Below are 25253 nucleotides of genomic sequence, written 5' to 3'. Positions count from 1 at the left end.
CGGTTTACTCCGCCGCCGTCAGCATCTGGCCGGAGGCCAGGCGGGAGCATTCCGCCATGATGGCTGACGCACGCGCGATCGGGTTGGTCAGGTAGAAGTCCTCAACGGAGGCCTTGAACGGTGTCTTGTCGACGGTGCCGCCCTTGCCCGCAAGGGTCTTGATCGCACCGGCATCGCCGGCCTCGATCTGATCGATGCGCATCAGGTGCGGTGCAGCCTTGAAGATCGCCTGCCGCAGCGCAGCCAGCGAGTCGTAAGGCAGCTTGTGGCCGAGCACGTCGGACAATGCGCGGATCACTGCCCAGTCCTCGCGGGCATCGCCCGGCGGGAAACCGGCGCGCTCCGCCATCTGCACGCGGCCTTCGGTGTTGACGAAGATGCCGGACTTTTCGGTATAGGCCGCACCCGGCAGGATCACGTCGGCGCGATGCGCACCGCGATCACCATGAGTGCCGATATAGACGACGAAGGTGCCGTCGGCGACTTTCACGTCGTCGGCGCCGAGCGAGAACAGCACGTCGAGCGAACCAGCCGACGTCATCTGCGCGAGGCTCAGGCTGCCCGCGGTCGGCGCGAAGCCGATATCGAGCGCGCCGACCGTCGAGGCTGCCGTCTGCAGCACCGCAAAACCGTTCCAGCCGTCCTTGATAACACCGAAGTCCGAAGCGAGCTTGGCAGCCGCCGCGAGTACCGCAGCGCCATCGGCACGTGCCGCCACACCGGCGCCAACCAGCACGATCGGATGCTTGGCGTTCTTCAGCACATCGGCGAAGGCGTTCTTGCCGGCGGCGAGTTCGGCCAGCGAGTCCGTGCCAGCACCGAGATAGTCGTAACGATAGGTCAGATCGGCCTTCTCGCCGATCACGCCGACCTTCAATGCACCGGTGCGCCATGCCTTGCGGATGCGCGCGTTGAGAACGGCGGCTTCCTTGCGCGGGTTGGCGCCCACGATCAGCAGCGCATCGGCCTGCTCAATGCCGGCGATGGTCGGGTTGAAAATGTAGGACGCACGGCCGGTGGCCGTATCGAAAGCGCCTGCGCTCTGGGTCGCCAGATTGGCCGAACCCATGCTTGCGAGCAGTTGCTTCAGCGCGAACATTTCCTCGACGGCGGCGAGATCGCCAGCGATGGCGCCGATCTTCTTGCTGCCGGCAACCTTCGCAGCGATGGCACCGAACGCTTCAGCCCAGGTCGCAGCGCGCAGCTTGCCGTTGTCGCGGATATACGGACGATCGAGGCGCTGCGTGCGCAAGCCGTCGACGATGTGACGCGTCTTGTCGGAGATCCATTCCTCGTTCACCGCCTCGTTGACGCGTGGCAGGATGCGCATCACTTCGCGGCCACGGGTATCGACGCGGATCGCCGAGCCGACGGCGTCCATGACATCGATGGACTGGGTCTTGCCGAGCTCCCACGGACGCGCGGCGAAAGCGTAAGGCTTCGAGGTCAGCGCACCGACCGGACAGATATCGACCAGGTTACCCTGCAGCTCCGACGTCAGCGCCGTCTCGAGGAACGAGGTGATCTCCATGTCCTCGCCGCGGCCGGTCGCGCCCATTTCCGGCACGCCGCAGATTTCGGCGGCGAAGCGGACACAGCGCGTGCACTGGATGCAGCGGTTCATCGAGGTCTTGACCAGCGCGCCGAGGTACTTGTCCTCGACGGCACGCTTGTTTTCGGCAAAGCGCGACGTGTCGACGCCATAGCCCATCGCCTGGTCTTGCAGATCGCACTCGCCGCCCTGATCGCAGATCGGGCAATCCAGCGGGTGGTTGATCAGCAGGAATTCCATCACGCCTTCGCGTGCCTTCTTGACCATCGGCGAACGGGTCGAGATTTCCGGCGGCTCGCCCTTCGGACCCGGACGACAATCGCGCACGCCCCAGGCGCAGCTCGCGACCGGCTTCGGTCCGCCCTTCACCTCGACAAGGCACATACGGCAGTTGCCGGCGATCGACAGGCGCTCGTGGTAGCAGAAGCGCGGGATTTCGGCGCCGGCAGCTTCACACGCCTGCAGCAGCGTGTATTCCGCGGGAACCTCGATCTCTTTGCCGTCGATGATCAGTTTCGTCATAGCCATGCGCCCTACTCCGCCGCGACCAGATGCGCGGGATCGAGGATGCCCTGATCGTCGAGCGTGGCCTTGCGGCTGAACTCTTCGATGCGGCGTTCGATCTCCGGGCGGAAGGCGCGGATCAGGCCCTGCACCGGCCACGCGGCGGCATCGCCGAGTGCGCAGATGGTGTGGCCTTCAACCTGCTTGGTGACTTCGAGCAGCATGTCGATCTCGCGCTTGTGGGCGCGGCCCTCGACCATGCGGCTCAACACGCGCCACATCCAGCCGGTGCCTTCGCGGCACGGCGTGCACTGGCCGCAGCTCTCATGCTTGAAGAAGTAGCTGATGCGGGCAATCGCGGCGACGACGTCGGTGGACTTGTCCATGACGATGACGCCGGCGGTGCCGAATGACGACTTCACCGCGCGGGTACCGTCGAAATCCATGATGAGTTCTTCGCAATCTGCAGCCGGGATCAACGGGCATGATGCGCCGCCCGGAATGATCGCGAGCAGATTGTCCCAGCCGCCGCGAATGCCGCCGCCATGCTTCTCGATCAGCTCACGGAACGGAATGCTCATCGCGTCCTCGACGACGCAGGGCGTGTTGACGTGGCCGGAGATGCCGTAAAGCTTGGTGCCGACATTGTTCGGACGGCCGATCGAGGCGAACCACGCCGCGCCGCGGCGCAGGATGTCCGGCGCAACAGCAATCGACTCCACGTTGTTCACCGTGGTCGGGCAGCCGTAGAGACCAACATTCGCCGGGAATGGCGGCTTCAGGCGCGGCTGCCCCTTCTTGCCTTCAAGGCTTTCGAGCAGTGCAGTTTCTTCGCCGCAGATATAGGCGCCGGCACCGTGCGCGACATAGAGATCGAACGGGAAGCCGTGAATGTTGTTCTTGCCGATCAGATTGGCCTCATAGGCCTGATCGATCGCCGCCTGCAGATGTTCGCGCTCGCGGATGAATTCGCCGCGCACATAGATGTAACCGACATGGGCGCCCATGGCGCAGCCGGCGATCAGGCAGCCTTCGACCAGCGTATGCGGATCGTGCCGCATGATCTCGCGGTCCTTGCAGGTACCGGGCTCGGACTCGTCAGCATTGACGACGAGATAGCTCGGGCGGCCGTCGGCATTGTCCTTCGGCATGAAGGACCACTTCATGCCGGTTGGGAAACCTGCACCGCCGCGGCCACGCAGGCCGGACGCCTTCATCTCGTTGACGATCCAGTCGCGGCCCTTGTCGATGATGGCCTTGGTGCCATCCCAGCCGCCGCGGCGGCGTGCGCCGGCGAGACCCCAGTCGTCGAGGCCGTAGAGATTGCGGAAGATGCGGTCGTTGTCGTCGAGCATGGCTTCCTCGATCAGCGATTGGATTGCTTGTAGGCGAGCATCGCGGCGCAACCGCCGAACACAACGGCCCACAACAGACTGGATTCAAGCGTGGCGTTCAAAAAGAACCGCTGCAGCGAGAAAATGAACGCAGCTGCGACCATCGTATGCAGTGCGATGTAGAGCCACTTGTTCATTGCCGCGTCCCCCGACAGCGTTGCAAATTTCATCGACAGCACGCGCGTCATTTCTTCGGCTCCTTGGGAGTCTTCGGCTCCTTGGGAGCACCACCCTTCGGCGGATTGGTCTTGGTCGCATCAGCCGCCGGCGGCTTCGGCGCCGGGCGCTCCTGCACATTGGCCGACTCGGTCTGCTTCTTCGGCTCGGCATCGGCGAGCGCGGGTTCCTTCGGCATATCCAGAACCTTCGTGTATGTGGCGGCGCCACCACTCGTCATCACGCGCGCGCCGCCTTCGGGCGCAGCAAACTGACGGCCGATCTGCGAACCCGGCTTCGGCGGCGTGCCGGCAGCGAAACCGTCGATCAGCTTGTTCATGCTCTCTTTGGTGAGATCTTCGTAAGTGTCGCTCCAGATCATCGCCATCGGGGCGTTGACGCAGGCGCCGAGACACTCGACCTCTTCCCAGCTGAAGTCGCCATCTGCGGACAGATGGAACGGGTCGTGATGGATGCGATGCTGACAGACGTCGATCAGATCGCCGGCACCGCGCAGCATGCAAGGGGTCGTGCCACAGACCTGAATGTGCGCCTTCTTGCCGACCGGCTGCAGCTGGAACTGGGTGTAGAAGGTCGCGACTTCGAGCACGCGGATATAGGGCATTTCCAGCATGTCGGCGACGACGCGGATCGCGGCTTCCGAGACCCAGCCAGCCTGCTGCTCCTGTGCGCGCCACAGGATCGCGATCACGGCTGATGCCTGACGGCCGGGCGGATAATGCGTGATCTGCTCTTTCGCCCACGCCAGATTCTCAGGCGTGAATTCAAACGAAGCGGGCTGAACTTCTTTTGGAGCCAAACGGCGGACGGACATGTCTAGTCTCTCAATGAGTGCGGCGCGCCGCGCTCGCATTCAGGCTGTTGATGCGGTCGAGCCAGAACGCACTCGATGTGCCAAACACGTTGTAGCCAACATGTGTGGACACCTTGATGCGATCGAGGATCGACAACTCGGTCACGGTTTCGAAACGGTTGGTGGCGGGATCATGCACGATCAGCTTGAGCGGCGTTTGATCCAGGATAAAGCGTGAGACGGTGTGATGCGGGTCATTGCCGTGCTCTTCGCACATGATGACCGAGTCGCCCTGCAGCAATCGTGCGCCGCCCTTGATGGCCTCGATCTCGACGCCTTCGACGTCAAGCTTGATCAGATATTTGCCCGACATCGACACCTTGCCGTCGTCGAGCAGATTGTCGAGCGCGATCACCGGCACTTCCTCGCCGCCGGCATTCGGATCGCCGGCGATGCTGAAAGCTTCGTGCTTGGTGCCCGACAGATGTGCCGTGCCACGCTGCGAGCCGATCGCGCATTTGATGACGTCGAACCGGTCGCCATTGATCCTGGCGTTATTGGCGAGCTTGGCGAAATTGTCGAACGAGGGCTCGATCGCAATCGCCTTGTGTGAGCCGAACGGTCCGCTCGACACCAGCACCGACCAGTATCCGTAATTCGCGCCGCAATCGAGCAGCGTGTAATCGACATCGATCGAGTTCCGGAACAACACCTCAAGCTCGTCTTCATAGGAGAACGTGCGGTTGAGCAACTTGCTCCAGTAACCATCGCCGAACGGGAACGCGAACAGCGCATCCGCATTCAGCTTCACCACGAGATCGCGCGCCGGCAGCACAGTCCTGCGCATCAGATTGGCGCACATGTTGTAGCCGCGATGCGAGAACGACGACGAGATCTTCGAGCCAACCACCAGCGCACAGGCCATCGCACGTTCCCAGAGATTCACGCTCTGGAGAACGCCGGACGCCCGGTCAAACTGTATGGGAGGCGTCAGCGTCACCGATCGACCTCTCCGAACACGATGTCGAGCGAACCGAGAATGGCGGAGACGTCGGCAAGCAGATGGCCGCGGCACATGAAGTCCATGGCCTGCAGATGCGCAAAGCCCGGCGCGCGGATCTTGCACTTGTACGGCTTGTTGCTGCCATCGGAGACGAGATAGACGCCGAACTCGCCCTTCGGCGCTTCGACGGCGGCGTAGACCTCGCCTTCAGGAACGCGAAAACCTTCGGTGTAGAGCTTGAAGTGATGGATCAGCGATTCCATTGAACGCTTCATCTCGCCGCGACGCGGCGGGAAAATCTTGTTGTCTTCGACAGCAACGGCGCCCTGCCCGTCCGCCGCACGCATCTTCGCGATGCACTGCTTCATGATCTTGGTCGACTGCCGCATCTCTTCGACGCGAATACAATAACGATCATAGCAGTCGCCGTTCTTGCCGATCGGAACGTCGAAGTCCATTTCGGCGTAGCACTCATAAGGCTGCGACTTGCGCAGATCCCAGGCAGCGCCGGAGCCACGCACCATCACGCCGGAGAAGCCCCACTTCCAGGCGTCTTCCAGCGAGACCACGCCGATATCGACGTTACGCTGTTTGAAAATACGATTGCCGGTGAGCAGCGTTTCGAGATCGTCGAGCACCTGCGGGAAGGCATCGCACCAGGCATCGATATCGTTGATCAGTTTGGGCGGCAGGTCCTGATGTACGCCGCCGATGCGGAAGAACGCGGCATGCATGCGCGAGCCCGAGGCGCGCTCATAGAACACCATCAGTTTTTCGCGCTCTTCGAAGCCCCACAGCGGCGGGGTCAGCGCGCCGACGTCCATCGCCTGCGTGGTGATGTTGAGAAGATGCGACAGGATGCGGCCGATTTCGGAATACAGCACGCGGATCAACTGGCCGCGGCGCGGCACGGTGACGCCGAGCAGCTTTTCGGCGGCCAGACAGAATGCGTGTTCCTGGTTCATCGGCGCGACGTAATCGAGCCGGTCGAAATACGGGATCGCCTGCAGATAGGTCTTCTGCTCGATCAGCTTCTCGGTGCCGCGGTGAAGCAGGCCGATATGCGGATCGACGCGCTCGACGACTTCACCGTCGAGTTCCAGCACAAGGCGGAGCACGCCGTGCGCGGCCGGATGCTGCGGTCCGAAGTTGATCGTGAAATTGCGAACGTTGGGTTGTTCGGTCATGGCTTGACCTCTGCCTTCTCGTCACCGGGCAGCACGGGATAATCCGCGCCTTCCCAGGGCGAGAGGAAATCGAACTTACGGAATTCCTGATTGAGCCGGACCGGCTCATACACCACCCGCTTCTCCTGGTCGTCGTAGCGAACCTCGACGAAACCGGTGAGCGGGAAGTCCTTGCGCAGCGGATGGCCGTCGAAACCGTAATCGGTCAGCAGACGGCGCATGTCGGGATGGCCGACAAAGATCACGCCATAGAGGTCATAGGCTTCGCGCTCGAACCAGTCAGCGCCGGGAAACACCGAAATGATCGACGGCACCTGAGTTGTTTCGGATGCCAGACCTTTCAGACGGATGCGGGTGTTCAGCGTCGGCGACATCAAGTGATAGACGACGTCGAAGCGCTTTTCGCGACCGGGATAGTCGACGGCGGTCGCATCGGTGAAATTGACGAAGCGGCAGCGCGGATCGTCACGCAGGAACTGCGCGACCTCGACGATCTTCGATGTTTCCACCGCAATCGTCAGCTGGCCGAACGCCACCTCATGCGCGAGTGCGGCACCCGGCAGGGCGCCGACAATCGTCTGACCCAGTGTGTCGAGCCTCACATCGTCCATGACAAAGCCTTAAGCGTTCGCGAGTCTTAGCGTTCAATCGTGCCGGTGCGGCGGATCTTCTTCTGCAGCAGCAGCACGCCGTAGAGAAGCGCTTCTGCGGTGGGCGGGCAGCCCGGGACATAAATGTCGATCGGCACGATACGGTCGCAGCCCCGAACCACCGAATACGAGTAGTGATAGTAGCCGCCGCCATTGGCGCAGGAGCCCATCGAGATGACGTAACGCGGCTCCGGCATCTGGTCATAGACCTTGCGCAGCGCCGGGGCCATCTTGTTGGTCAGCGTGCCGGCGACGATCATCACGTCGGACTGACGCGGCGACGCGCGCGGCGCGAAGCCGAAGCGCTCGACGTCGTAACGCGGCATCGACACCTGCATCATCTCGACCGCGCAGCAGGCGAGACCGAAGGTCATCCACATCAGCGAGCCGGTGCGCGCCCAGGTGATCAGGTCGTCGGTCGCGGCGACGAAGAAGCCCTTGTCGGACAGCTCGGCATTGACCTCGAGAAAATACGGATCGTTCGCGCCGACCGGCTTGCCGGTGGACGGATCGATGATGCCTTTCGGCGCCTGCGCGATCGCGGGGGCCGAGGCTATGACTGGGCTCAATCCCATTCGAGCGCGCCTTTCTTCCATTCGTAGGCGAAACCGATGGTGAGCACGCCGAGAAACACGATCATCGACCAGAAGCCGGTTGCGCCAAGCTTGCCGAAGGCCACTGCCCACGGAAACAGAAAGGCGACTTCCAGATCGAAGATGATGAAGAGAATCGCCACCAGATAGAACCGCACATCGAACTTCATGCGCGCATCGTCAAAAGCGTTGAATCCGCATTCATAGGCGGACAGCTTTTCCGGATCTGGCTGCTGGTAGGCGACGAGAAATGGCGCGATCAGCAAGGCCAGACCGATGACGGATGCGATGCCGATAAAGACCACAAGTGGGAGATAATTATGCAAGATGCCGTTCATCGGCGAGCCTTACTCCTGCGGCCCTGACTTTGCCACAGATTCGAACATTGGAATGGTTCTGAGGCTTAGCGCAGCGCAACAAGCCATGCAAGACAAGGGATGTTGACAGTTTCATGCTCTGCCATGCGCGGCGCGACGATTGAAACGCAACCTTGCCGATGCATCGCCGGCTGCGACAAACCTTCCGCAGATTCTCAAAAATCCGGCATGACTTCTCAACCGCCGGGACCGTCAAACCTCGCCCGTCGGCGGGTCGGACCTGACGTTCCTTCCCTGCCACAACATGCCATCCAGTTCGGCGCGTTTCCGTACCAGCAGCAACTCCGCGGCGGCGTTGTCCATGCCCGCCTGTCGCAACAGGCGGATCGCCGCGCCGAGCTCGGCGATCTGCGCCCGCAATGTGATGATCCTGAGTTGCGGCGGCTCGCTCACGCCGGACATGCCAGCGCCTCACGTTCCGCAATGAACGCCAGCAGATCGGCCTGCATCCGCCGCAGGCGCGTGGAGGCATTGGCACAGTCCAGCCCGGCATTGGTCAGCAGCCGGATATCGGACTGCACCCCCTTCATCTGGTAGCGCAGCCGGGCGATTCTGAAATTCAGGTTGGCGAGCTTGGTCATTTGCGATATAGAACAAAAAGAGAACAGATTGACAAGCCATTGTTTCGACCCAGATCGGATTTTTGGAGGTTCCCATGACCCTTGCTTTGAAGGCCCTGGCTTTGAAGACCCCGGCTTTGAACACCCGCGGTGAGATCGTCGTCCCCGCGATTGCCGCATCGGTATCGTCGTATGAGAGCCTGCCGGATCGCCTCTCCGGCCCGATGACTCGCGGTCAGGCGCTGACGCTGAAATCGCTGGCGATCGAGGCCTATCAGCCCAAACAATTCGAAAAGGATCTGACGCGCGCTGAAGCCGCCCGGCGAATCGAGGCGCTGAAGCAGGAAATCGCGCTCGCAGATTCGTTCTGAGCGCTGGCACGTCAAATGCCGCGCGAGACGTCTGCAACTCTATAGTTCTTTTGAGGAAACTTGAGGGGACGACCGCGGATGGACCTGAATCCCGCCATTCCCGATGGAATGGCGCGAGAGACGGGACTCGAACCCGCGACCTCTGCCGTGACAGGGCAGCGCTCTAACCAACTGAGCTACTCCCGCGTGGATCGTCTGCAATCCCGCAGTGGGGCTGGACATAAAGGGACGTCCTTTTGAAGTCAAGGACGTTGCAGAACCATTCCCGGGGACATCACAGGAAGGCGTCGTTGCAGGCTGTGCGAGAAGGCCGTTTTAAGGCCGGAAATGCAAATAAGCCCCTGTTTGCAGGCAAAACAGCGGGGCGGCATCGCTCCGAATCGTTTAAGCCCTGCTGCGTCACAGGTTTAAGACAGACCACCAACGAGAAGGGCCAGATTCATGGCAAAAGCTGCAACCACCACCGCCGCGAAAGCGGCCACTCCTCCCACCATCACGCTGAAGCATCTCGCCGCGGCCCTGGCTGAAGATCACGAGCTGTCGAAGAAGAAGGCCGAAGAAATCCTCGGTGACATGGTGGAGCGCATCACCAACCACCTCAAGAATGGCGAGCGTATCCGTATCGTCGGCCTTGGCATCCTTCAGGTCCGCAAGCGCGCCGCCCGCATGGGTCGCAACCCGGCGACCGGCGAGCAGATCGAGATCGCGGCCAGCAAGAAGGTCGCGTTCCGGCCGGCCAAGGAACTCAAGGAAGCCGTCTGATCGACCGCTTGAACTTCTCATTCCGGGCCGCGTCCTCGTGAGGGCCCGGAATGAAACTTCTAAGCTGTGAGGACTTCTGCAATCAGATGGTGCCCTTTGACAGCAACTCCCCCCTTCGATTTCGCCCATGATGTGACTGCGTGCTTCCTGCGCTATGTGGTGATCGACACCCAGTCCGACCCCGCCTCCCCCACCTGCCCATCGACCGAAAAGCAGAAGGATCTCGGCCGCGTACTCGCGCAGGAGCTGCTGGACCTGGGGCTCAGGGACGCGCATCTCGACGAGCATGGCTATGTCTATGCGACGATCCCCGCGACATCGGACAAGAAAGTGCCGGTGATATGCTTCTGCTCGCATATGGACACTTCGCCCGACTGCAGTGGCAAGGACGTCAAACCGCAGATCGTCAAGAACTATCGGGGCGGCGATATCGTGCTGCCGGTCGACACAACGCAGGTCATCCGCGTCGCCGACAATCCGGCGCTGAAGGACCAGATCGGCCATGACATCATCACCACCGACGGCACCACTTTGCTGGGCGCCGACAACAAGGCCGGCCTTGCCGAGATCATGGACGCGGCACGTTTCCTGGTTGCCAATCCACAGATCAGGCACGGCACCATCAAGATCCTCTTCACACCCGATGAAGAGATCGGCCGCGGCGTCGACAAGGTCGACCTGACAAAGCTGGGCGCCGACTTCGCCTACACCATGGATGGCGAGACCGCCGGCTATGTCGAAGACGAGACTTTCTCGGCCGACGGTGCCGTCATCACCATCGAAGGCGTCAGCGCGCATCCCGGCTTTGCCAAGGGCAAGATGGAGCACGCCATCAAGATCGCCGCCGCAATCGTCGAGCGACTGCCGAAAGACACCTGTTCGCCTGAGACCACCGACGGCAAGCAAGGCTTCCTGCATCCGATCGGCATTTCTGGCGCGCTTGAAAAAGCGACGCTCAGTCTGATCGTGCGCGACTTCACAGATGACGGCCTTGCCGAGAAGGAAGCGCTGCTGCAATCCATCGTGGACGACGTGATGACGGCCTATCCGCATTCGACGGCGACACTCGAGATCAAGCAGCAATACCGCAACATGAAGCAGGTGATCGACCGCTATCCGCAGATGGTCGAATACGCCGTGGAAGCGATCCAGCGCGCCGGGCTCAAACCCGTCCGCAGCAGCATCCGCGGCGGCACCGACGGATCGCGGCTGTCCTTCATGGGCCTGCCCTGCCCCAACATCTTCGCCGGCGAACACGCCTTCCATGGCCGTACCGAATGGGTCAGCGTCCAGGACATGGAAAAAGCCGTGCAGACCATCGTGCATCTCGCGATGATCTGGGAAGAAAAAGCATGATGATGGCGCGTCTCTGTCCCGCCAGTTCGTCCTCGCTGATCGTGCGCTAAACCATGCGCGCTCCGCTCGACGTCGCGATCATCGGTGCGGGCGTCGCGGGACTTGCGGCCGCGACGCTGCTGACGCGTGCCGGTCATCGCGTGGTCGTTCATGAGCGCTTCGAGACGTCGCGGCCGCTCGGTTCGGGCCTGATGCTGCAGCCAACCGGTCTGGCGGCTCTGGACCGGCTCGGACTTCGCGGTTCGATCGAGGCGCTGGGCGCGCGCATCGGGCGCCTACACGGCATCACCGAACGCGGTGGCACGATCTTCGATCTGCTCTATGCCGACCTTGCGCCGGAATTCTACGCAATCGGCATTCACCGTGCCGCGCTGCACGGTGAATTGTGGGCTGCCTTCGCGCGATCGGGCGCGGCGCTGGAAACCGGCAGGCTTATCGTCGATATCGAGGCGCGCGCCGACGGGCGCTCGTCGCTGCAAGACGAAGATGGCCGCAGCGGACCAGGCTTCGATCTTGTCATCGACGCATCAGGGGCGCGGTCGCGTTTCCGTCCGCTGGTGTCGCAAGCGGCCGCGCAGGATTTCAGCTACGGCGCTGTATGGGCTGCAGTCCCCGATATCGGCATCGCCGACGGCCAACTGGCGCAGCGTTACGTCGCTGCACGGATCATGATCGGCTATCTGCCGGTCGGCCGCGCGTTGCCCGGCGGGCCGCCGCTGGCGGCATTGTTCTGGAGCCTAAAACCCGGAGATTATCCGCAATGGCGCGATGGTTTCGAACCATGGCGCGAAAGATCGTAAAATTGTGGCCTGCGCTTGCGCCGGTCGTTGCCGGCTTAACCAGTCCAGATGACCTCACGCTGGCGACTTATGTGCACTACACGGCACGAAAGCCGTTCGAGGGAGCGCTGGCCCTGATCGGCGATTCAGCGCACGCCACGTCGCCGCAACTCGGCCAGGGCGCCAACAACGGATTGCTCGACGCACTGGCGCTGGCCGATGCGCTTGCGTCTTGCACCGATGTGCCATCGGCACTCGCGCGTTACGCACAGGTTCGACGCGCTCATGTCCGTTTCTATCAGCTGGCGAGCCGAGTGATGACACCGTTCTTTCAGTCGGATTCCGGCACGCTGGCTTTGGTGCGTGACCTCACCTTTGATCGCGCCGCGAAGTTACCTTATCTACGCCGGCACATGCTGCACACACTTGCGGGTCTCAAGACCGGTATTTTAACGCACCGCTTACCCGGTGATCTGGCCGGCGATTCCGCTGTCGGCTTCGACCAGGCTGCCAATGCAGCCATTTGAACGCAGCGTGTTGCTGGTCGGAGCCACAGGCGCTTTCGGCGAGCGGCTTGCGGCAGGTCTCATCCGGTCCGGCATCGCCGTGATCGCGGTCGCGCGCAACACCGCGCGGTTGGAAAAACTCGCTCAGCAGCTCGGCACGCAAATATCAATCGAGGCCTGCGAGCGCAGCCGCATCGACACGCCGTTCTTGAATGCCCTCCGTAGCCGCTATCCCGGTGTCTATGCCGTCGCAGACTCGTCCGGCCCGTTTCAGGCCAGCGACGATCGCTTGCCTCGCGCGGCCATCGGTGCCGGCCTTCACTATGTCGACCTTGCTGATGCCCGCGATTTCGTAGGCCATATCGGCAACCTCGACCAGGATGCCCGCTCGGCGGGGGTTGCCGTATTGTCAGGCGCAAGTTCGACGCCCGCACTGTCGCATGCGGCCCTCGACAGGTTGTTGGCCGACGCGCGCGCGGTCATCTCGATCGACGTCAGCATTGCGCCGGGCAACCGGGCTCCACGCGGGCTGAGCGTGGTCAAGGCCATCCTCTCCACGGTAGGCCAACCGGTCCGCGTGTTTCGCAGCGGTCGCTGGAGTGAATACGCCGGCTGGAGCCTTGGCAAAAAGGTGACGTTGCCTGGCATTGGCAGTCGTCCTGTCGCATTATGCGAAACGCCTGATCTCGATCTCCTCGTCTCGCGCTATCATCCCAAGGCAGACGCCATCTTTCGCGCCGGTCTTGAACTCGGTCTATTGCACTACGGCGTTGCCGCTCTCGGACTGTTCGTCCGTCTCGGCCTTATCAAGACGCTCACCCCATTGGCACGACCGCTGCGCGCTATCGCCGATCTTCTAAAGCCCTTCGGCTCCGACCGCGGCGGCATGCGGATCGATGCACTCCTCATCAACGACAAAGGCGATCTTGCACGTCGGGTCTGGACGCTATCGGCAAATGCAGGCGTCGGCCCCTATATCCCGACGTTACCGGCGCTCGCGGCGCTGAAGATGCTCGCTGATAACAGTCTATCGTGGCGCGGCGCTGCGGCATGTGCCGGCATCATTCCGTACGACGTCATTGCTGCTGAGTTTGCCCATCACGGCATCACGGCAGAGCAATCCGAGACGGCGGCGCCACCGCCTCTAATGAAACGACTGCTCGGCGCCGACTATGACACTTTGCCTGCCGCCATCCGCGATAGCCACGACGTGAGTGGCGTTCTCGTGCTCGAAGGCCGTGCCGATGCGACCACTCCCGATGGGATCATCACTGCTATGTTTTCACGTGTATTTCGCTTTCCGCGCGGCGGCACGAACATGCCGCTGCGCGTAGAAATGCGCAACGAGAACGACGCGTCGGAAACCTGGACCCGGATCTATCCCGATGTGACGATGCGCTCGAACTTGCGCAACGTCGATCCGTTCACGCATTGTCTGGACGAGGTGTTCGGGCCAGTCGCCATCAGACTGGAATGGAAAGCGACGGATTCGGATCTGACGCTGCACATCGCCGGTGCACGGCTTCTCGGACTTCCCTTGCCGTCCATCCTGCAACCCCGCTCCAGCGCCCGCGAAAGCGTGGACAACAACGGCCGTTTCCATTTCGATGTGGATATCGCGATGCCATTGGTTGGCTCGATCGTCAGATACAAAGGGTATTTGACCCCCGCTGCGCTAAGCTAGGCAGCCTTTCCGGTAACTGGGAACCACTAAACATAACTATCATGAGGCCGCCCAAGCCGCATCATTCGTGACGGAACGGTGTATAGTTGTGGTGTCAATCGAATGGCGAATTGCGCGCCGTGACGGCGACGATATCCTCCCCAGTACATATTATAAATTATAACAAGAATTATTTCCCAAAAACATAGCTCCATTTCAGCTGATATGCAGGCGCGCCATGGGGTCATTCAAAGGCAAGCATTTTCAGACCGCTTTATCGGCCATCGAAAGCATTGCCAATGCCGCCTCCATGTCTGCGGTTGGCGATATCGTGGCCGCTACGGCCAAATCGTTCGGCTACAACCACATCTGCTTTCTGGCCTCGACCGGCGTCAACCAACCGTTCGAAGATCGCGTATTGCTGAAAGTATGGCCCAAGCCATGGGCCGAACAATACAGCGCGTCCAATTTCTATGCCTCCGATCCCGTTGCGCCGCGGATCCGCCGGCAACCCGAGCTGTTCACCTGGTCCGACATCCGGCTCGAGGAGGTCAGCCCGATATCACGGACCATCATGGAGATCGCGTCTGTGGATTACGGATTGAAGTTCGGCCTCTGCGCACCGGTGCACGGCATGAACGGCTATCAGGCCGGCCTCTCGCTGGCAGGCTACGAAGTCGAAAATACCGAGGACGCGCACGGCGCCATCGAGCTCGTCACCATGTATGCGTTCAACCGCTTTGCAACGCTTCGCTCTCATCAGCGTGCGAAGTTGATCGCCCTCACCTTGCGGGAGCGCGAGGTCGTCAGCTGGGTCGCTGCCGGAAAGACCGCCTGGGATACGAGCGTCATTCTCGGTATCTCCGAGGATACGGTGAACAAGACTGTCACCGCTGCCATGCACAAGTTGAATGCGCATACGCGCGCGCAGGCCGTGGCCGAAGCGATCACACAAGGACTGATCGCTTTCTGAATTGTCAATCCCCTGCCCACGGAATATCGCGACCAAACTCATCATGAGAACCCTCCACGCAGACGAGCGTGGAGAGCTTTTTATGATCGAGGTCATTCACAGCGGTAATGCTGGGCAGTTCGGCGATCTCCTGGACAAGCAATTTCGGTTACGGCACGAGGTCTTTGTCGGAGAGCGCGGCTGGACCGCCTTCGATGTCGATGGCGAGCACGAGAAAGACCAGTATGACGATGATGCCGCCGTCTATCTGGTCGCGGCCGACGACGCAGGCACTGTCGCAGGCGGCTTCCGGCTCTATCCAACCGTCTTGCCTCACATGCTCAGCGAGAATTTTGCGCAGCTTGTCGATGGCGCGCTGATCCGGCGCCGCGATGTGTTCGAGCTGACACGCTTTGCCATGCGCAAATCCGAACGCCGCAGCCATCACTATTTCGAACTGCTGCTCGCGATTCAGGAATATGGCCTGATGGAAGGCCTGTCCGGTTTCACCTCGGTCATCAATCCCTTGCGCATCCCGATTCTTCAGGGCTTCGGACTGGAGATCGAGCCGCTGGGATTGCCGGCCATGATCGATGGCGAGGCCACCATCGCCGTGCTGTTTCATGTCAGCGAAAAGTGTCTCGCCCGCGTCAGCAAGAGTGTCGCCATCAAAGACAGCGTCTTTGCACTGCCTCAGACATCCCGGCGGATCGCCTGATGCCGATGTCCCCCAATCAGTTCCAGGTCATTCAGGGCGGCAAGGACAGCGACGAGCTGATCGTCACGATGCTGCAAGCTTTGCGGCTGGCGAACGCATGCGGGTCCGAGACGACCTATGATCTGCTGCGCATGGCGCTGTTGAACGAAGGCGTTCAACTCGCCAAGGTGCTGGCGGCGCGCTAGGCGAAACACCTGAGGGCGAGATCGGAATATCCGCGCGGGAACGCCTTGCCGCGACGGAGTGCTGGCGTTAAAGAGAGGCCGTGAGGGTGATTGCCCGAGGGCGGCTAGCTCAGCTGGTTAGAGCATCTCGTTTACACCGAGAGGGTCGGGAGTTCGAATCTCTCGCCGCCTACCACCACCTCCCTGGGCCGCTATGGATCGTTCGATCCCTTCGGCCGCGCTGGCAGTTCCGCAAGATCATGAATCCAGGACGCGGCTGACCGGCACCAGATCTGACGTCGTGGCGGCAGCTCGGCGCGCTGGCGGATACTGCCCCAACGAATCCCCCACTCGTTATCCTCCGCCTCCTCGCCACTGGCGAATATCGGCGAGCCGCAGTCCCCGCAAAAGTGCTGCAGCCGGTTGAGACCGTTGTCGCCACGCTTGACATAGATCTTCGGCGCACCGCCCGTCATCTCGATCGTGTCAGCCGGCGTCAGCACCGTGACGCGATAGACCGAGCCGGTCATGGTCTGGCAATCCGTGCAATGGCAAATCGACACCCGCTGCGGATCGATCGTCGCGCGATAGCTGATGAAGCCGCAGTGGCATCGGCCGTCGATCTGCATCGCGCCTTCCTTCGCTACGTCTTTGTCCGCCGCCATGATGCCACAAAAAAACGGCGCCCCGAAGGGCGCCGCTGATTGCTATCGAGGATGTCGGCCTTAGTGGGCCGTCAGGCCGCTGCCGGCCTCTTCCGCGCCGTCGGCCTTCACCGGCAGCTTGGTGTCCTCTTCCCAGACGATCGCCTTCGGTGCCCGCACCAGGGCGTTGGCGATCACCTCGTCCATCCGGGCGACCGGGATGATATTCAGCCCGCCCTTGATGGCGTCGGAGATCTCGGTGAGGTCCTTGGCATTGTCCTCGGGGATCAGCACCGTCTTGATGCCGCCGCGGGCCGCTGCCAACAGCTTCTCCTTCAGACCACCGATCGGCAGGATCCTGCCGCGCAGCGTGATCTCGCCGGTCATGGCGACATCGTGCCGGATCGGAATGCCCGTGAGCACGGACACGATCGTCGTCGCCATCGCCACGCCTGCGGACGGACCGTCCTTGGGCGTTGCACCCTCGGGCACGTGGACGTGGATGTCGCGCCGCTCGAACAGCGGCGGCTCGATCCCGAAGTTGATCGCACGCGAGCGGACATAGGATGCTGCCGCCGAGATCGATTCCTTCATCACGTCACGCAGGTTGCCGGTGACGGTCATGCGGCCCTTGCCGGGCATCATGACGCCTTCAATGGTGAGCAATTCACCACCGACATCCGTCCATGCCAGACCGGTGACGACACCGACCTGATCGTCGCTCTCGATCTCGCCGTAGCGATACTTGGGCACGCCCAGGAACTCTTCGAGATTCTTCTCGGTGACCTTCACCACCTTCTTCTTCGAGAGCATCAGCTCCTTCACGGCCTTGCGGGCCAGTGTGGAGAGCTCGCGCTCCAGATTACGCACGCCCGCTTCGCGGGTGTAGCGGCGGATCATCAAGAGCAAGGCGTCGTCGTCGATCGACCATTCCTTGGCATCCAGACCGTGCTTCGAGAGCGCGATCGGAATGAGATGCTTGCGGGCGATCTCGACCTTCTCGTTCTCCGTGTAGCCGGCGATCCGGATGATCTCCATACGATCCATCAGCGGGCCCGGAATATTCAGGGTGTTCGCCGTGGTGATGAACATCACGTTCGACAGATCGTAGTCGACCTCCAGGTAGTGATCGGCAAAGGTGCCGTTCTGCTCGGGGTCAAGGACCTCAAGCAGAGCCGACGACGGATCGCCGCGGAAATCGGCGCCCATCTTGTCGATCTCGTCCAGCAGGAACAGCGGATTCGTCGTCTTGGCCTTGCGCATCGACTGGATGATCTTGCCGGGCATCGAACCGATATAGGTCCGGCGATGTCCGCGGATCTCCGCCTCGTCACGCACGCCGCCGAGCGACACGCGCACGAACTCACGTCCGGTCGCCTTGGCGATCGACTTGCCGAGCGAGGTCTTGCCGACGCCGGGAGGTCCGACGAGGCACAGGATCGGCCCGCTCAGCTTGTTGGCGCGCGTCTGCACCGCGAGGTACTCGACGATGCGGTCCTTGACCTTCTCGAGCCCGTAGTGATCGTCGTCCAGCACGGCCTGCGCCGCCGCGAGGTCCTTCTTGACCTTGGACTTCTTGCCCCACGGAATCGACAGCAGCCAATCGAGATAGTTGCGCACGACGGTCGCTTCCGCGGACATCGGCGACATCTGGCGCAGCTTCTTCAGCTCGTGCTGCGCCTTCTCGCGGGCTTCCTTCGACAGCTTGGTCTTGGCGATCTTCTCTTCGATGTCGGCCAGCTCGTCACGACCTTCGTCGTCGCCGAGTTCCTTCTGGATCGCCTTCATCTGCTCGTTGAGATAGTACTCGCGCTGGGTCTTCTCCATCTGGCGCTTGACGCGCGAGCGGATGCGCTTCTCGACCTGCAGCACCGAGATCTCGCTCTCCATCAGCCCAAGCACCTTCTCCAGGCGCGCGGTGACGGAGAGCGTTTCCAGGATGCCCTGGCGATCCGCGATCTTGACGGCGAGATGCGACGCGACCGTGTCGCCGAGCTTGGCGAAGTCAGTGATCGCCTGCACCACGCCGACGACTTCGGCGGAGATCTTCTTGTTGAGCTTCACATAGCTCTCGAAGTCCGAGACCACCGAACGCGACAGCGCTTCCGCCTCGACGCTCTTGGCATCGGTATCGGCCAGCGCGACCGCCGTCGCTTCGTAATATTCGGTGCGATCGGAATACTTCTCGACCTTGGCGCGCTCGAGCCCTTCCACCAGCACCTTCACGGTGCCGTCGGGAAGCTTCAAAAGCTGCAGCACGCTGGCGAGCGTACCGATCTCGTAAATCGAGTCCGGCGATGGATCATCGTCCGACGCATTCTTCTGCGTGGCGAGCATGATGAGCGCATCATTCTTCATCACCTCTTCGAGCGCGCGGATCGATTTCTCGCGGCCAACGAAGAGAGGCACGATCATGTGCGGGAAGACGACAATGTCGCGCAGCGGCAACACCGGATAGGAGTGGCTTTCGCCGTGAACAATGGTTGGCCGGGGTTTGGAGGCAGTCATGGCCCATTCCTTTTGCTGTGCCCCCTTGCAAGCAGTCCGCCCGATGGCGCAACCGCACAAGGTGCCGATTTTCCGTCTTTGCTCGGCCGTCTCAGGCTCTACGTGTCCGGATCGTTATGGCGAATCTTGAGGGAGATTTTGTGTTCGCCGAGAGCATTAGGTGGCTATGGGCCGGGGGGGTGTCAAGTCGCGGAAATACCCATGAACAAGGGCGGTTTACAGAGCGTAGCAGCAATAAAATAGGCGGCTGCCGATCACCGGCAGCCGCCTATTGAACTTAAGTCGATGGGCCCGAAAGCCGCGTGGATCAGGCGCTTGCGCTGCTCTCCGCGGTCCGGTCCGAACGGTCGGCGTAGATGTAGAGCGGGCGAGCCGTCCCATCCACAACCTCCTTGGAGATGACGACTTCCTCGACACCTTCCAGACCGGGCAGATCGAACATGGTTTCGAGCAGGATGCTCTCCAGGATCGACCGCAGACCACGTGCACCGGTCTTGCGTTCGATAGCCCGGCGGGCCACCGCACCCAGCGCCTCATCGGCGAAGGTCAGCTCGATGTTCTCCATCTCGAACAGGCGCTGGTACTGCTTGACCAGCGCGTTCTTCGGCTCGATCAGGATCTTCTTCAGCGAGGTCTCGTCGAGGTCCTCGAGCGTCGCGACCACTGGCAGACGGCCGACGAATTCGGGGATCAGGCCGTACTTCAGCAGATCTTCCGGCTCGACGTGGCGGAAGATCTCACCGGTGCGGCGATCTTCGGGTGCCAGAACCTGCGCTGCGAAGCCGATCGAGGTGGTCCGTCCGCGCGACGAGATGATCTTCTCGAGGCCCGAGAACGCACCGCCGCAGATGAACAGGATGTTCGTCGTATCCACTTGCAGGAATTCCTGCTGCGGATGCTTGCGGCCGCCCTGCGGAGGCACGGAGGCAACGGTGCCTTCCATGATCTTCAGCAGAGCCTGCTGCACGCCCTCACCCGACACGTCACGGGTGATCGACGGATTGTCCGACTTGCGCGAGATCTTGTCGATTTCGTCGATATAGACGATGCCGCGCTGCGCACGCTCGACATTGTAGTCGGCCGCCTGCAGCAGCTTGAGGATGATGTTCTCGACGTCCTCACCGACATAACCGGCTTCGGTCAGCGTCGTCGCATCGGCCATCGTGAACGGCACATCCAGAATGCGGGCGAGCGTCTGTGCGAGCAGCGTCTTGCCCGAACCAGTCGGACCGATCAGCAGGATGTTCGACTTCGCGAGTTCGACGTCGTTGTGCTTGGTCTGATGGTTGAGGCGCTTGTAGTGGTTATGCACCGCGACCGAGAGAACCTTCTTCGCATGGAACTGACCGATGACGTAATCATCGAGCACCTTGCAGATTTCCTTCGGCGTCGGAATGCCGTCGCGCGACTTGACCAGCGAAGACTTGTTCTCCTCGCGGATGATGTCCATGCAGAGTTCAACGCATTCGTCGCAGATGAAGACGGTAGGACCCGCGATCAGTTTGCGAACTTCGTGCTGGCTCTTGCCGCAGAACGAACAATACAGCGTGTTCTTGGAGTCGCTGGTACCGACCTTACTCATTCCTATCTCCGTCCGCCGTTCGATCTTTGTCTGCCGGTCGCCCAGTTACGGGACATATCCCGTAGATAGAGCAAAATCCGTACCAAAAAAGACCTCGTTCCAGAATGCCGCTCGAATCACGGCTCACTCGAATCCCCGCGATACTAACCGATCCGCATCAGCGAACCATGCTGACAGCCGATGATCAAGAATTCGCTAATCGGCTCCATCGCCTGGAGCGTGACAATAGCGTGATTTGCGGCATTTGCGCGGGAGAACCCCGAAAATTGGGGAACGTTGCGTGAATGACACCACCCGACCAGCACGAAAGCGGAACTCTCGCGTCTGCTGGCGTCGGCACATAGTACCAATTCGGGAATAACTTGATCGATATGGCTTGCTTGGGACAGGCGGCGCGCGGGCGCCGTCTGTCTCGGTCTCGATATGTTCGCCGAAACGGCGTCGTTTAGGCCGGCTTCGCCGGGGTCGATTCTTCAGCGCGCTTGTCGATGACCTTGTCGATCAGCCCGAAATCCTTCGCCTGATCCGCCGTCATGAAGTTATCGCGCTCGAGCGCGTTGTGAATGTCCTCGTAAGCACGTCCCGTGTGCTTCACATAGATCTCGTTGAGCCGGCGCTTCAGGCTCTCGACTTCCTTGGCATGGATCAGGATGTCGGTGGCCTGGCCCTGGAAGCCGCCTGACGGCTGATGAACCATGATGCGGGCGTTCGGCAGCGCAAAGCGCATGTCCTTTGCGCCAGCCGTCAGCAACAGCGAGCCCATCGACGCGGCCTGACCGACGCACAGCGTCGACACCGGCGGACGGATGAACTGCATCGTGTCGTAGATCGCCAGACCCGACGTCACCACGCCACCGGGCGAGTTGATGTACATCGAGATTTCCTTCTTCGGATTCTCGGCTTCGAGAAACAGAAGCTGGGCAACGGTCAGCGTCGACATGCCATCTTCGACCGGACCGGTCACGAAGATGATGCGCTCCTTCAGAAGGCGCGAAAAGATATCGTAAGCCCGTTCGCCGCGGTTGGTCTGTTCGACCACCATCGGGACGAGGTTCATGTAGGTTTCTACCGGATCGCGCATTGATCACCCGAAAGGTTGGAGGAGACACACGTCCATCGGCAAGACTGGAACCGGTTACGGTTTGCCGGGAGAGGACGAACGTCCCGTGATGCAGGAACAACAAACAGAGCCCACAGATATGGACCAATCGAGCAGCAACAAGACCACCGGTCCACATGCCGCCCTGAACCTCAGTTCAAGCCGATTCGGACGGCCACCGCAAAGCGCTGGAGCCCTTTTGGAACCTGTTTCGAGCGGTATCCTTAACGTCAAAACGCCGGCTGGAGGACCCGGCCGGCGTTTCTTTTAACGTCTTCTAAGAAGCTGCGGCTCAGGCCGCAGTCTTCTCGTCCTCGTCCTTGTAGAGGTCGTCCTTGGACACCTTCTTCTCGGTCACATTGGCCAGTTCGAGGATGAAGTCGACGACCTTGTCCTCGTAGATCGGTGCACGAAGCTGGGCCAGCGCGTTGGGATTGCTGCGGTAAAAGTCCCACACTTCCTTCTCGCGGCCCGGCATCGAGCGGGCGCGCTCGATCACGGCACGGCTGACCTCGTCATCGCTGACGGTGATCTTGTTCTTCTCGCCGATCTCCGAGAGCACGAGACCGAGGCGCACGCGGCGGTCGGCGATCTTGCGGTACTCTTCCTGAGCGGCTTCTTCGGTGGTGTCCTCGTCGGCGAAGGTCTTGCCCGACGATGCCATCTCCTGCTGGATCGAATTCCACATCAGCTTGAACTCTTCGTCGACCAGCGACGGAGGCGCATCGAATTTGTGGGTCTCGTCGAGACGGTCGAGCAGCAGGCGCTTGACGCGCTGGCGGGTCGCACCGGCAAATTCGGCAACCAGACGCTCGCGTGCAGCTTCCTTCAGCTTGTCGAGGGACTCGAGGCCGAGGGTCTTGGCGAACTCGTCGTCGATCACGGTGTCGACCGGCGATTCCACCTTGGCCGCGGTGGTCTCGAACTCAGCGGCCTTACCGGCCAGCGTCTCGCTCGCATAGTTGACCGGGAACGACACCTTGAGGGTGCGGGTCTCGCCGGCGGCGATGCCGATCAGCTGGTCCTCGAAGCCCGGGATGAAGGTGTTGGAGCCAATCGCAACCGGGATCTCCTCGCCGGTACCGCCCTCGAAGGCGACGCCGTCGATGGTGCCCTTGAAGTTGACCGTAACGCGGTCGCCTGACTCGGCCTTGCCAGTCTTCTCGGTGAACGAACGGTTCTGATCGGCGACGCGCTTGATGGCTTCATCGACGTCCGCATCGGTCACTTCGGCCACCGGCTTCTCGACGGTGAAGCTCTTGAAATCGGCGAGCGCGATCGGCGGCACGACTTCGATAGCGACGGTGTAATTGAGGTCCGACTTGCCCGACAGGATGTCTTCGACTTCCTTCTGCTCGGTCGGCATGGTGATCTTCGGCTCGGAAGCGAGCTTGAAGCCACGCTCGGTGAAGATCTGCGTGTTGGTGTCGCGGATCAATTCATCGACGGTCTCGGCGGCAACCGAGCGACCATAGAGACGCTTCAGGTGACCGACGGGAACCTTGCCCGGGCGGAAGCCGTTGAGCTTGACCTTGCCCTTCATGTCATCGAGGCGCGCATCGACCTTGGCTTCGATGTCGGCAGCCGGCACGTTGACCGAGAACTCGCGCTTCAATCCCTCGGAGAGGGTTTCATTCACCTGCATGGCGTCAATCTTCTTCCCGCTTGGTCCGGCCCAATGGCCCGGACATTGTAAATCTGTGCGGCATCAGGCCAGAGCCTGCGCCGGTGGTGCGAACTGTCTCTGCAAGGCCAACCTTGCGGAAACACGTCCGAAAATCGTCATGGTCAAACGCTATGTGCGCTTGGTGCGGGCGGAGGGACTCGAACCCCCACAACTTTCGTCACTGGAACCTAAATCCAGCGCGTCTACCAATTCCGCCACGCCCGCGAAAAACATCATGTCCGGCCGCGATGTCGCGAGCGGCGGGCTTATAACATGGGGACCGTGGTTCGCAGCAAAAAAATGGTCACATAACGGCTTACTTGCCGCAGCCCCGGCAACTGGACTTTGGCGCGGCAAAATGGTCGGGATTTGGGCATGACGAACCGCTTTCTCCCCCTCACGCGCCGGACCCTGCTTGCAGGCGCCGGGAGCGCGTTGATCGCCCCGATTCTGCCCCGGGTCAGCCTCGCGCAAGCCGTCGCCGCGCTGGAACTACAGGCCAAGGCTGATCCCTTCCCGGTGAAGCCCGGCGCCTCCGCTGAGGCCTGGACCCTCCATTCGCCCCAGAAGGGTCCGCTGCGCTTCAACCGCGGCGACGAGATCACAGTTCAACTCGCCAATCAGCTGCCTATCCCTATCGTCTTGAACTGCCGAGGCATTAACGGCTCGTCCGGGACCGGGCCGCTGCTCGACCGCAAGCCGCTCGCGGCCGGGGCCAAGGACGCGCTCAAGCTGCAGATGCGCAGCGCCGGGACGTCGTATCTGGACATGCGCCTGCTCGGCGACGGTCAAGCGCTGCCGTCCCAGGTCCGCAGCCTGGTCGTCCAGGAGAGCGATCCGGTGGAGGTGGACCGCGACGAGGTGCTGCTGATCGAGGACTTCCGCCTCAGGCCGGACGGCAGTCTGCTCGCCCCCGCCAGTGATCCGAAAGACGCCGCCGCGCTGTTCCTGATCAACCGGAAATCCACGCTGGAGCTGTCGGCACGCGTCAATGAACGGCTCAGACTCCGTCTCATCAATGGCTGCCAACGCAATGTGGTTGCTCTGAAATTCGACGATCACGAGGTCCGCGTCATGGCCATCGACGGTCAGCCCTCGGAGCCATTCCCTGCCCGCAACAATCAGGTGGTGCTGGCGCCCGGAACCCGGGTCGACGTCTTCCTCGACGCCGTCAGGCCGGCGGGATCGACCTCGGCGATCCTGCTCCATGACGGCAAGACAGCCCGGCCGATCGGCCAGATCAAAATGTCCAACGATCCGCCGCTACGGGCCACGCCCCTGCCGGCCGCCGCGCCGCTGCCCTCCAACGGTTTGCCGGCTCAGCTCGATCTCAAGGGCGCGCTGCGCGTCGATATGGCCCTGAGCGCCGTCAGTCCCGAATGGGTGAAGCCGGTCGATCTGTCCGCCAGCACACCGCCGGCATTCCGGACCAAGCCCGGCCGCACCGTGGTGCTCGCGCTGACCAACCGGGCCACCAGCCCGATGGTATTCCAGATCCACGGCCATCACGTCCGCCTGCTTGACAGGCTCGATGACGGCTGGAAGCCGTTCTGGCTCGACACCCTGGCGCTGGACGTCGGCCAGACCCAGCGCATCGCCTTTGCCGCCAACAATGTCGGGCGCTGGCTGATGGAGGCCTTCGTCGCCGACTGGGCCGCTCCGCGGCAGGTCCGCTGGTACGGCGTCGACTAGG

Annotated in this window: 26 protein-coding genes and 3 tRNA genes; 11 read left to right on the top strand and 18 right to left on the bottom strand. The window is 61.7% G+C overall.

All coding sequences use genetic code 11. From position 1 onward, the window contains the following. Nucleotides 1–4 precede the first annotated feature (4 nt). The 11 genes from nuoG to AB8B20_RS01855 all read right to left on the bottom strand — a co-directional run bounded on the left by nuoG (nucleotide 5) and on the right by AB8B20_RS01855 (nucleotide 8811). The gene (gene nuoG, locus AB8B20_RS01905; RefSeq protein ID WP_439073008.1) at nucleotides 5–2074 is read right to left on the bottom strand and encodes an NADH-quinone oxidoreductase subunit NuoG; all 2070 of its coding nucleotides are present in this window, start codon (nucleotides 2072–2074) and stop codon (nucleotides 5–7) included. Between the two features lie 11 nt (nucleotides 2075–2085). Then, a complete protein-coding gene (nuoF, locus tag AB8B20_RS01900) occupies nucleotides 2086–3411 on the bottom strand; it encodes an NADH-quinone oxidoreductase subunit NuoF (RefSeq protein WP_068730888.1) in 1326 nt (441 codons plus the stop codon). Nucleotides 3412–3422: 11 nt separating this feature from the next. Continuing rightward, nucleotides 3423–3638 (bottom strand): hypothetical protein, encoded by a 216-nt coding sequence (locus AB8B20_RS01895; RefSeq protein WP_089264560.1) that lies wholly within the window; start codon nucleotides 3636–3638, stop codon nucleotides 3423–3425. Further along, on the bottom strand, nucleotides 3635–4441 hold the full coding sequence (gene nuoE, locus AB8B20_RS01890) for an NADH-quinone oxidoreductase subunit NuoE (protein ID WP_093758777.1): 807 nt from the start codon (nucleotides 4439–4441) through the stop codon (nucleotides 3635–3637). The genes AB8B20_RS01895 and nuoE overlap by 4 nt, the downstream gene beginning before the upstream one ends. A gap of 10 nt (nucleotides 4442–4451) precedes the next feature. Beyond that, a complete protein-coding gene (locus AB8B20_RS01885) occupies nucleotides 4452–5420 on the bottom strand; it encodes an FkbM family methyltransferase (RefSeq protein WP_439071511.1) in 969 nt (322 codons plus the stop codon). Further along, the gene (locus tag AB8B20_RS01880) at nucleotides 5417–6610 is read right to left on the bottom strand and encodes an NADH-quinone oxidoreductase subunit D (protein ID WP_439071510.1); all 1194 of its coding nucleotides are present in this window, start codon (nucleotides 6608–6610) and stop codon (nucleotides 5417–5419) included. The genes AB8B20_RS01885 and AB8B20_RS01880 overlap by 4 nt, the downstream gene beginning before the upstream one ends. Further along, nucleotides 6607–7221 (bottom strand): NADH-quinone oxidoreductase subunit C, encoded by a 615-nt coding sequence (locus tag AB8B20_RS01875; RefSeq protein ID WP_089264563.1) that lies wholly within the window; start codon nucleotides 7219–7221, stop codon nucleotides 6607–6609. The genes AB8B20_RS01880 and AB8B20_RS01875 overlap by 4 nt, the downstream gene beginning before the upstream one ends. Nucleotides 7222–7247: 26 nt before the next feature. Next, entirely contained in the window at nucleotides 7248–7835 is a 588-nt protein-coding gene (locus AB8B20_RS01870; protein ID WP_089264564.1) for a NuoB/complex I 20 kDa subunit family protein, read from the bottom strand. Next, complete coding sequence (locus AB8B20_RS01865) at nucleotides 7826–8191, bottom strand: NADH-quinone oxidoreductase subunit A (RefSeq protein ID WP_068730894.1); 366 nt, start codon at nucleotides 8189–8191, stop codon at nucleotides 7826–7828. The genes AB8B20_RS01870 and AB8B20_RS01865 overlap by 10 nt, the downstream gene beginning before the upstream one ends. 231 nt (nucleotides 8192–8422) lie before the next feature. Further along, the gene (locus AB8B20_RS01860) at nucleotides 8423–8632 is read right to left on the bottom strand and encodes a hypothetical protein (protein ID WP_089264565.1); all 210 of its coding nucleotides are present in this window, start codon (nucleotides 8630–8632) and stop codon (nucleotides 8423–8425) included. Next, on the bottom strand, nucleotides 8620–8811 hold the full coding sequence (locus AB8B20_RS01855) for a hypothetical protein (protein ID WP_439071509.1): 192 nt from the start codon (nucleotides 8809–8811) through the stop codon (nucleotides 8620–8622). Before AB8B20_RS01855 ends, AB8B20_RS01860 begins: the two co-directional genes overlap by 13 nt. 74 nt (nucleotides 8812–8885) lie before the next feature. On the opposite strand from AB8B20_RS01855, the gene AB8B20_RS01850 reads away from it, so the two are divergent. Beyond that, nucleotides 8886–9161 carry a DUF3072 domain-containing protein gene (locus tag AB8B20_RS01850; RefSeq protein ID WP_231080817.1) on the top strand — a complete coding sequence of 92 codons (276 nt, stop codon included), beginning with the start codon at nucleotides 8886–8888 and terminating at the stop codon, nucleotides 9159–9161. 109 nt (nucleotides 9162–9270) lie between these two features. On the opposite strand, the gene AB8B20_RS01845 is transcribed toward AB8B20_RS01850, so the two are convergent. Then, nucleotides 9271–9347: transfer RNA gene (locus AB8B20_RS01845), tRNA-Asp, on the bottom strand. Between the two features lie 255 nt (nucleotides 9348–9602). Here AB8B20_RS01845 and AB8B20_RS01840 point away from each other — a divergent pair. From AB8B20_RS01840 to AB8B20_RS01800, 9 genes are all read left to right on the top strand, one after another. Then, nucleotides 9603–9923, top strand: coding sequence for an HU family DNA-binding protein (locus AB8B20_RS01840; RefSeq protein ID WP_068730898.1), 321 nt, complete (start codon nucleotides 9603–9605; stop codon nucleotides 9921–9923). A 96-nt stretch (nucleotides 9924–10019) separates the two neighbouring features. Continuing rightward, the gene (pepT, locus tag AB8B20_RS01835; protein WP_439071508.1) at nucleotides 10020–11279 is read left to right on the top strand and encodes a peptidase T; all 1260 of its coding nucleotides are present in this window, start codon (nucleotides 10020–10022) and stop codon (nucleotides 11277–11279) included. Between the two features lie 53 nt (nucleotides 11280–11332). Continuing rightward, nucleotides 11333–12079: an FAD-dependent oxidoreductase gene (locus AB8B20_RS01830; RefSeq protein WP_439071507.1), complete on the top strand. Its 747-nt coding sequence runs from the start codon at nucleotides 11333–11335 to the stop codon at nucleotides 12077–12079. Beyond that, nucleotides 12061–12585 (top strand): FAD-dependent oxidoreductase, encoded by a 525-nt coding sequence (locus AB8B20_RS01825; RefSeq protein WP_439071506.1) that lies wholly within the window; start codon nucleotides 12061–12063, stop codon nucleotides 12583–12585. Before AB8B20_RS01830 ends, AB8B20_RS01825 begins: the two co-directional genes overlap by 19 nt. Further along, nucleotides 12572–14248 carry a DUF4166 domain-containing protein gene (locus AB8B20_RS01820; RefSeq protein ID WP_439071505.1) on the top strand — a complete coding sequence of 559 codons (1677 nt, stop codon included), beginning with the start codon at nucleotides 12572–12574 and terminating at the stop codon, nucleotides 14246–14248. The genes AB8B20_RS01825 and AB8B20_RS01820 overlap by 14 nt, the downstream gene beginning before the upstream one ends. A 217-nt stretch (nucleotides 14249–14465) precedes the next feature. Further along, nucleotides 14466–15200, top strand: coding sequence for a helix-turn-helix transcriptional regulator (locus AB8B20_RS01815; RefSeq protein WP_439071504.1), 735 nt, complete (start codon nucleotides 14466–14468; stop codon nucleotides 15198–15200). 82 nt (nucleotides 15201–15282) lie between these two features. Beyond that, nucleotides 15283–15897 carry an acyl-homoserine-lactone synthase gene (locus AB8B20_RS01810; RefSeq protein ID WP_439071503.1) on the top strand — a complete coding sequence of 205 codons (615 nt, stop codon included), beginning with the start codon at nucleotides 15283–15285 and terminating at the stop codon, nucleotides 15895–15897. Then, entirely contained in the window at nucleotides 15897–16082 is a 186-nt protein-coding gene (locus tag AB8B20_RS01805) for a hypothetical protein (protein WP_089264572.1), read from the top strand. Before AB8B20_RS01810 ends, AB8B20_RS01805 begins: the two co-directional genes overlap by 1 nt. Before the next feature lie 98 nt (nucleotides 16083–16180). Continuing rightward, nucleotides 16181–16257: transfer RNA gene (locus AB8B20_RS01800), tRNA-Val, on the top strand. A 16-nt stretch (nucleotides 16258–16273) separates the two neighbouring features. Here AB8B20_RS01800 and AB8B20_RS01795 read toward each other — a convergent pair. The 6 genes from AB8B20_RS01795 to AB8B20_RS01770 all read right to left on the bottom strand — a co-directional run bounded on the left by AB8B20_RS01795 (nucleotide 16274) and on the right by AB8B20_RS01770 (nucleotide 23785). Continuing rightward, a complete protein-coding gene (locus AB8B20_RS01795) occupies nucleotides 16274–16690 on the bottom strand; it encodes a GFA family protein (RefSeq protein WP_439073007.1) in 417 nt (138 codons plus the stop codon). 96 nt (nucleotides 16691–16786) lie between these two features. After that, nucleotides 16787–19213 (bottom strand): endopeptidase La, encoded by a 2427-nt coding sequence (lon, locus tag AB8B20_RS01790; RefSeq protein ID WP_093758782.1) that lies wholly within the window; start codon nucleotides 19211–19213, stop codon nucleotides 16787–16789. Nucleotides 19214–19520: 307 nt separating this feature from the next. Beyond that, the gene (gene clpX, locus AB8B20_RS01785; protein WP_089264575.1) at nucleotides 19521–20795 is read right to left on the bottom strand and encodes an ATP-dependent Clp protease ATP-binding subunit ClpX; all 1275 of its coding nucleotides are present in this window, start codon (nucleotides 20793–20795) and stop codon (nucleotides 19521–19523) included. Nucleotides 20796–21240: 445 nt separating this feature from the next. After that, nucleotides 21241–21876: an ATP-dependent Clp protease proteolytic subunit gene (locus tag AB8B20_RS01780; RefSeq protein ID WP_089264576.1), complete on the bottom strand. Its 636-nt coding sequence runs from the start codon at nucleotides 21874–21876 to the stop codon at nucleotides 21241–21243. Nucleotides 21877–22186: 310 nt separating this feature from the next. Beyond that, complete coding sequence (gene tig / locus AB8B20_RS01775) at nucleotides 22187–23539, bottom strand: trigger factor (RefSeq protein WP_093758783.1); 1353 nt, start codon at nucleotides 23537–23539, stop codon at nucleotides 22187–22189. 161 nt (nucleotides 23540–23700) lie between these two features. Beyond that, nucleotides 23701–23785, bottom strand: a tRNA-Leu gene (locus tag AB8B20_RS01770). 150 nt (nucleotides 23786–23935) lie between these two features. Here AB8B20_RS01770 and AB8B20_RS01765 point away from each other — a divergent pair. Then, nucleotides 23936–25252: a multicopper oxidase family protein gene (locus tag AB8B20_RS01765; protein ID WP_309944118.1), complete on the top strand. Its 1317-nt coding sequence runs from the start codon at nucleotides 23936–23938 to the stop codon at nucleotides 25250–25252. Nucleotide 25253: the final 1 nt, after the last annotated feature.

It is taken from the genome of Tardiphaga sp. 866_E4_N1_4 (genome assembly GCF_052076075.1).
In the GTDB taxonomy this organism is placed as follows: domain Bacteria; phylum Pseudomonadota; class Alphaproteobacteria; order Rhizobiales; family Xanthobacteraceae; genus Tardiphaga; species Tardiphaga robiniae.
This window is presented reverse-complemented; position numbering and strand designations above follow the sequence as displayed.

Excerpts from the sequence above, each read along its gene's own strand:
- nuoG (WP_439073008.1), bottom strand. The coding sequence starts at position 2,074 with ATGACGAAACTGATCATCGACGGCAAAGAGATCGAGGTTCCCGCGGAA.
- nuoF (WP_068730888.1), bottom strand. The coding sequence starts at position 3,411 with ATGCTCGACGACAACGACCGCATCTTCCGCAATCTCTACGGCCTCGAC.
- AB8B20_RS01895 (WP_089264560.1), bottom strand. The coding sequence starts at position 3,638 with ATGACGCGCGTGCTGTCGATGAAATTTGCAACGCTGTCGGGGGACGCG.
- nuoE (WP_093758777.1), bottom strand. The coding sequence starts at position 4,441 with ATGTCCGTCCGCCGTTTGGCTCCAAAAGAAGTTCAGCCCGCTTCGTTT.
- AB8B20_RS01880 (WP_439071510.1), bottom strand. The coding sequence starts at position 6,610 with ATGACCGAACAACCCAACGTTCGCAATTTCACGATCAACTTCGGACCG.
- AB8B20_RS01875 (WP_089264563.1), bottom strand. The coding sequence starts at position 7,221 with ATGGACGATGTGAGGCTCGACACACTGGGTCAGACGATTGTCGGCGCC.
- AB8B20_RS01870 (WP_089264564.1), bottom strand. The coding sequence starts at position 7,835 with ATGGGATTGAGCCCAGTCATAGCCTCGGCCCCCGCGATCGCGCAGGCG.
- AB8B20_RS01865 (WP_068730894.1), bottom strand. The coding sequence starts at position 8,191 with ATGAACGGCATCTTGCATAATTATCTCCCACTTGTGGTCTTTATCGGC.
- AB8B20_RS01860 (WP_089264565.1), bottom strand. The coding sequence starts at position 8,632 with ATGTCCGGCGTGAGCGAGCCGCCGCAACTCAGGATCATCACATTGCGG.
- AB8B20_RS01855 (WP_439071509.1), bottom strand. The coding sequence starts at position 8,811 with ATGACCAAGCTCGCCAACCTGAATTTCAGAATCGCCCGGCTGCGCTAC.
- AB8B20_RS01850 (WP_231080817.1), top strand. The coding sequence starts at position 8,886 with ATGACCCTTGCTTTGAAGGCCCTGGCTTTGAAGACCCCGGCTTTGAAC.
- AB8B20_RS01840 (WP_068730898.1), top strand. The coding sequence starts at position 9,603 with ATGGCAAAAGCTGCAACCACCACCGCCGCGAAAGCGGCCACTCCTCCC.
- AB8B20_RS01830 (WP_439071507.1), top strand. The coding sequence starts at position 11,333 with ATGCGCGCTCCGCTCGACGTCGCGATCATCGGTGCGGGCGTCGCGGGA.
- AB8B20_RS01825 (WP_439071506.1), top strand. The coding sequence starts at position 12,061 with ATGGCGCGAAAGATCGTAAAATTGTGGCCTGCGCTTGCGCCGGTCGTT.
- AB8B20_RS01820 (WP_439071505.1), top strand. The coding sequence starts at position 12,572 with ATGCAGCCATTTGAACGCAGCGTGTTGCTGGTCGGAGCCACAGGCGCT.
- AB8B20_RS01815 (WP_439071504.1), top strand. The coding sequence starts at position 14,466 with ATGGGGTCATTCAAAGGCAAGCATTTTCAGACCGCTTTATCGGCCATC.
- AB8B20_RS01810 (WP_439071503.1), top strand. The coding sequence starts at position 15,283 with ATGATCGAGGTCATTCACAGCGGTAATGCTGGGCAGTTCGGCGATCTC.
- AB8B20_RS01805 (WP_089264572.1), top strand. The coding sequence starts at position 15,897 with ATGCCGATGTCCCCCAATCAGTTCCAGGTCATTCAGGGCGGCAAGGAC.
- AB8B20_RS01795 (WP_439073007.1), bottom strand. The coding sequence starts at position 16,690 with ATGCAGATCGACGGCCGATGCCACTGCGGCTTCATCAGCTATCGCGCG.
- lon (WP_093758782.1), bottom strand. The coding sequence starts at position 19,213 with ATGACTGCCTCCAAACCCCGGCCAACCATTGTTCACGGCGAAAGCCAC.
- clpX (WP_089264575.1), bottom strand. The coding sequence starts at position 20,795 with ATGAGTAAGGTCGGTACCAGCGACTCCAAGAACACGCTGTATTGTTCG.
- AB8B20_RS01780 (WP_089264576.1), bottom strand. The coding sequence starts at position 21,876 with ATGCGCGATCCGGTAGAAACCTACATGAACCTCGTCCCGATGGTGGTC.
- tig (WP_093758783.1), bottom strand. The coding sequence starts at position 23,539 with ATGCAGGTGAATGAAACCCTCTCCGAGGGATTGAAGCGCGAGTTCTCG.
- AB8B20_RS01765 (WP_309944118.1), top strand. The coding sequence starts at position 23,936 with ATGACGAACCGCTTTCTCCCCCTCACGCGCCGGACCCTGCTTGCAGGC.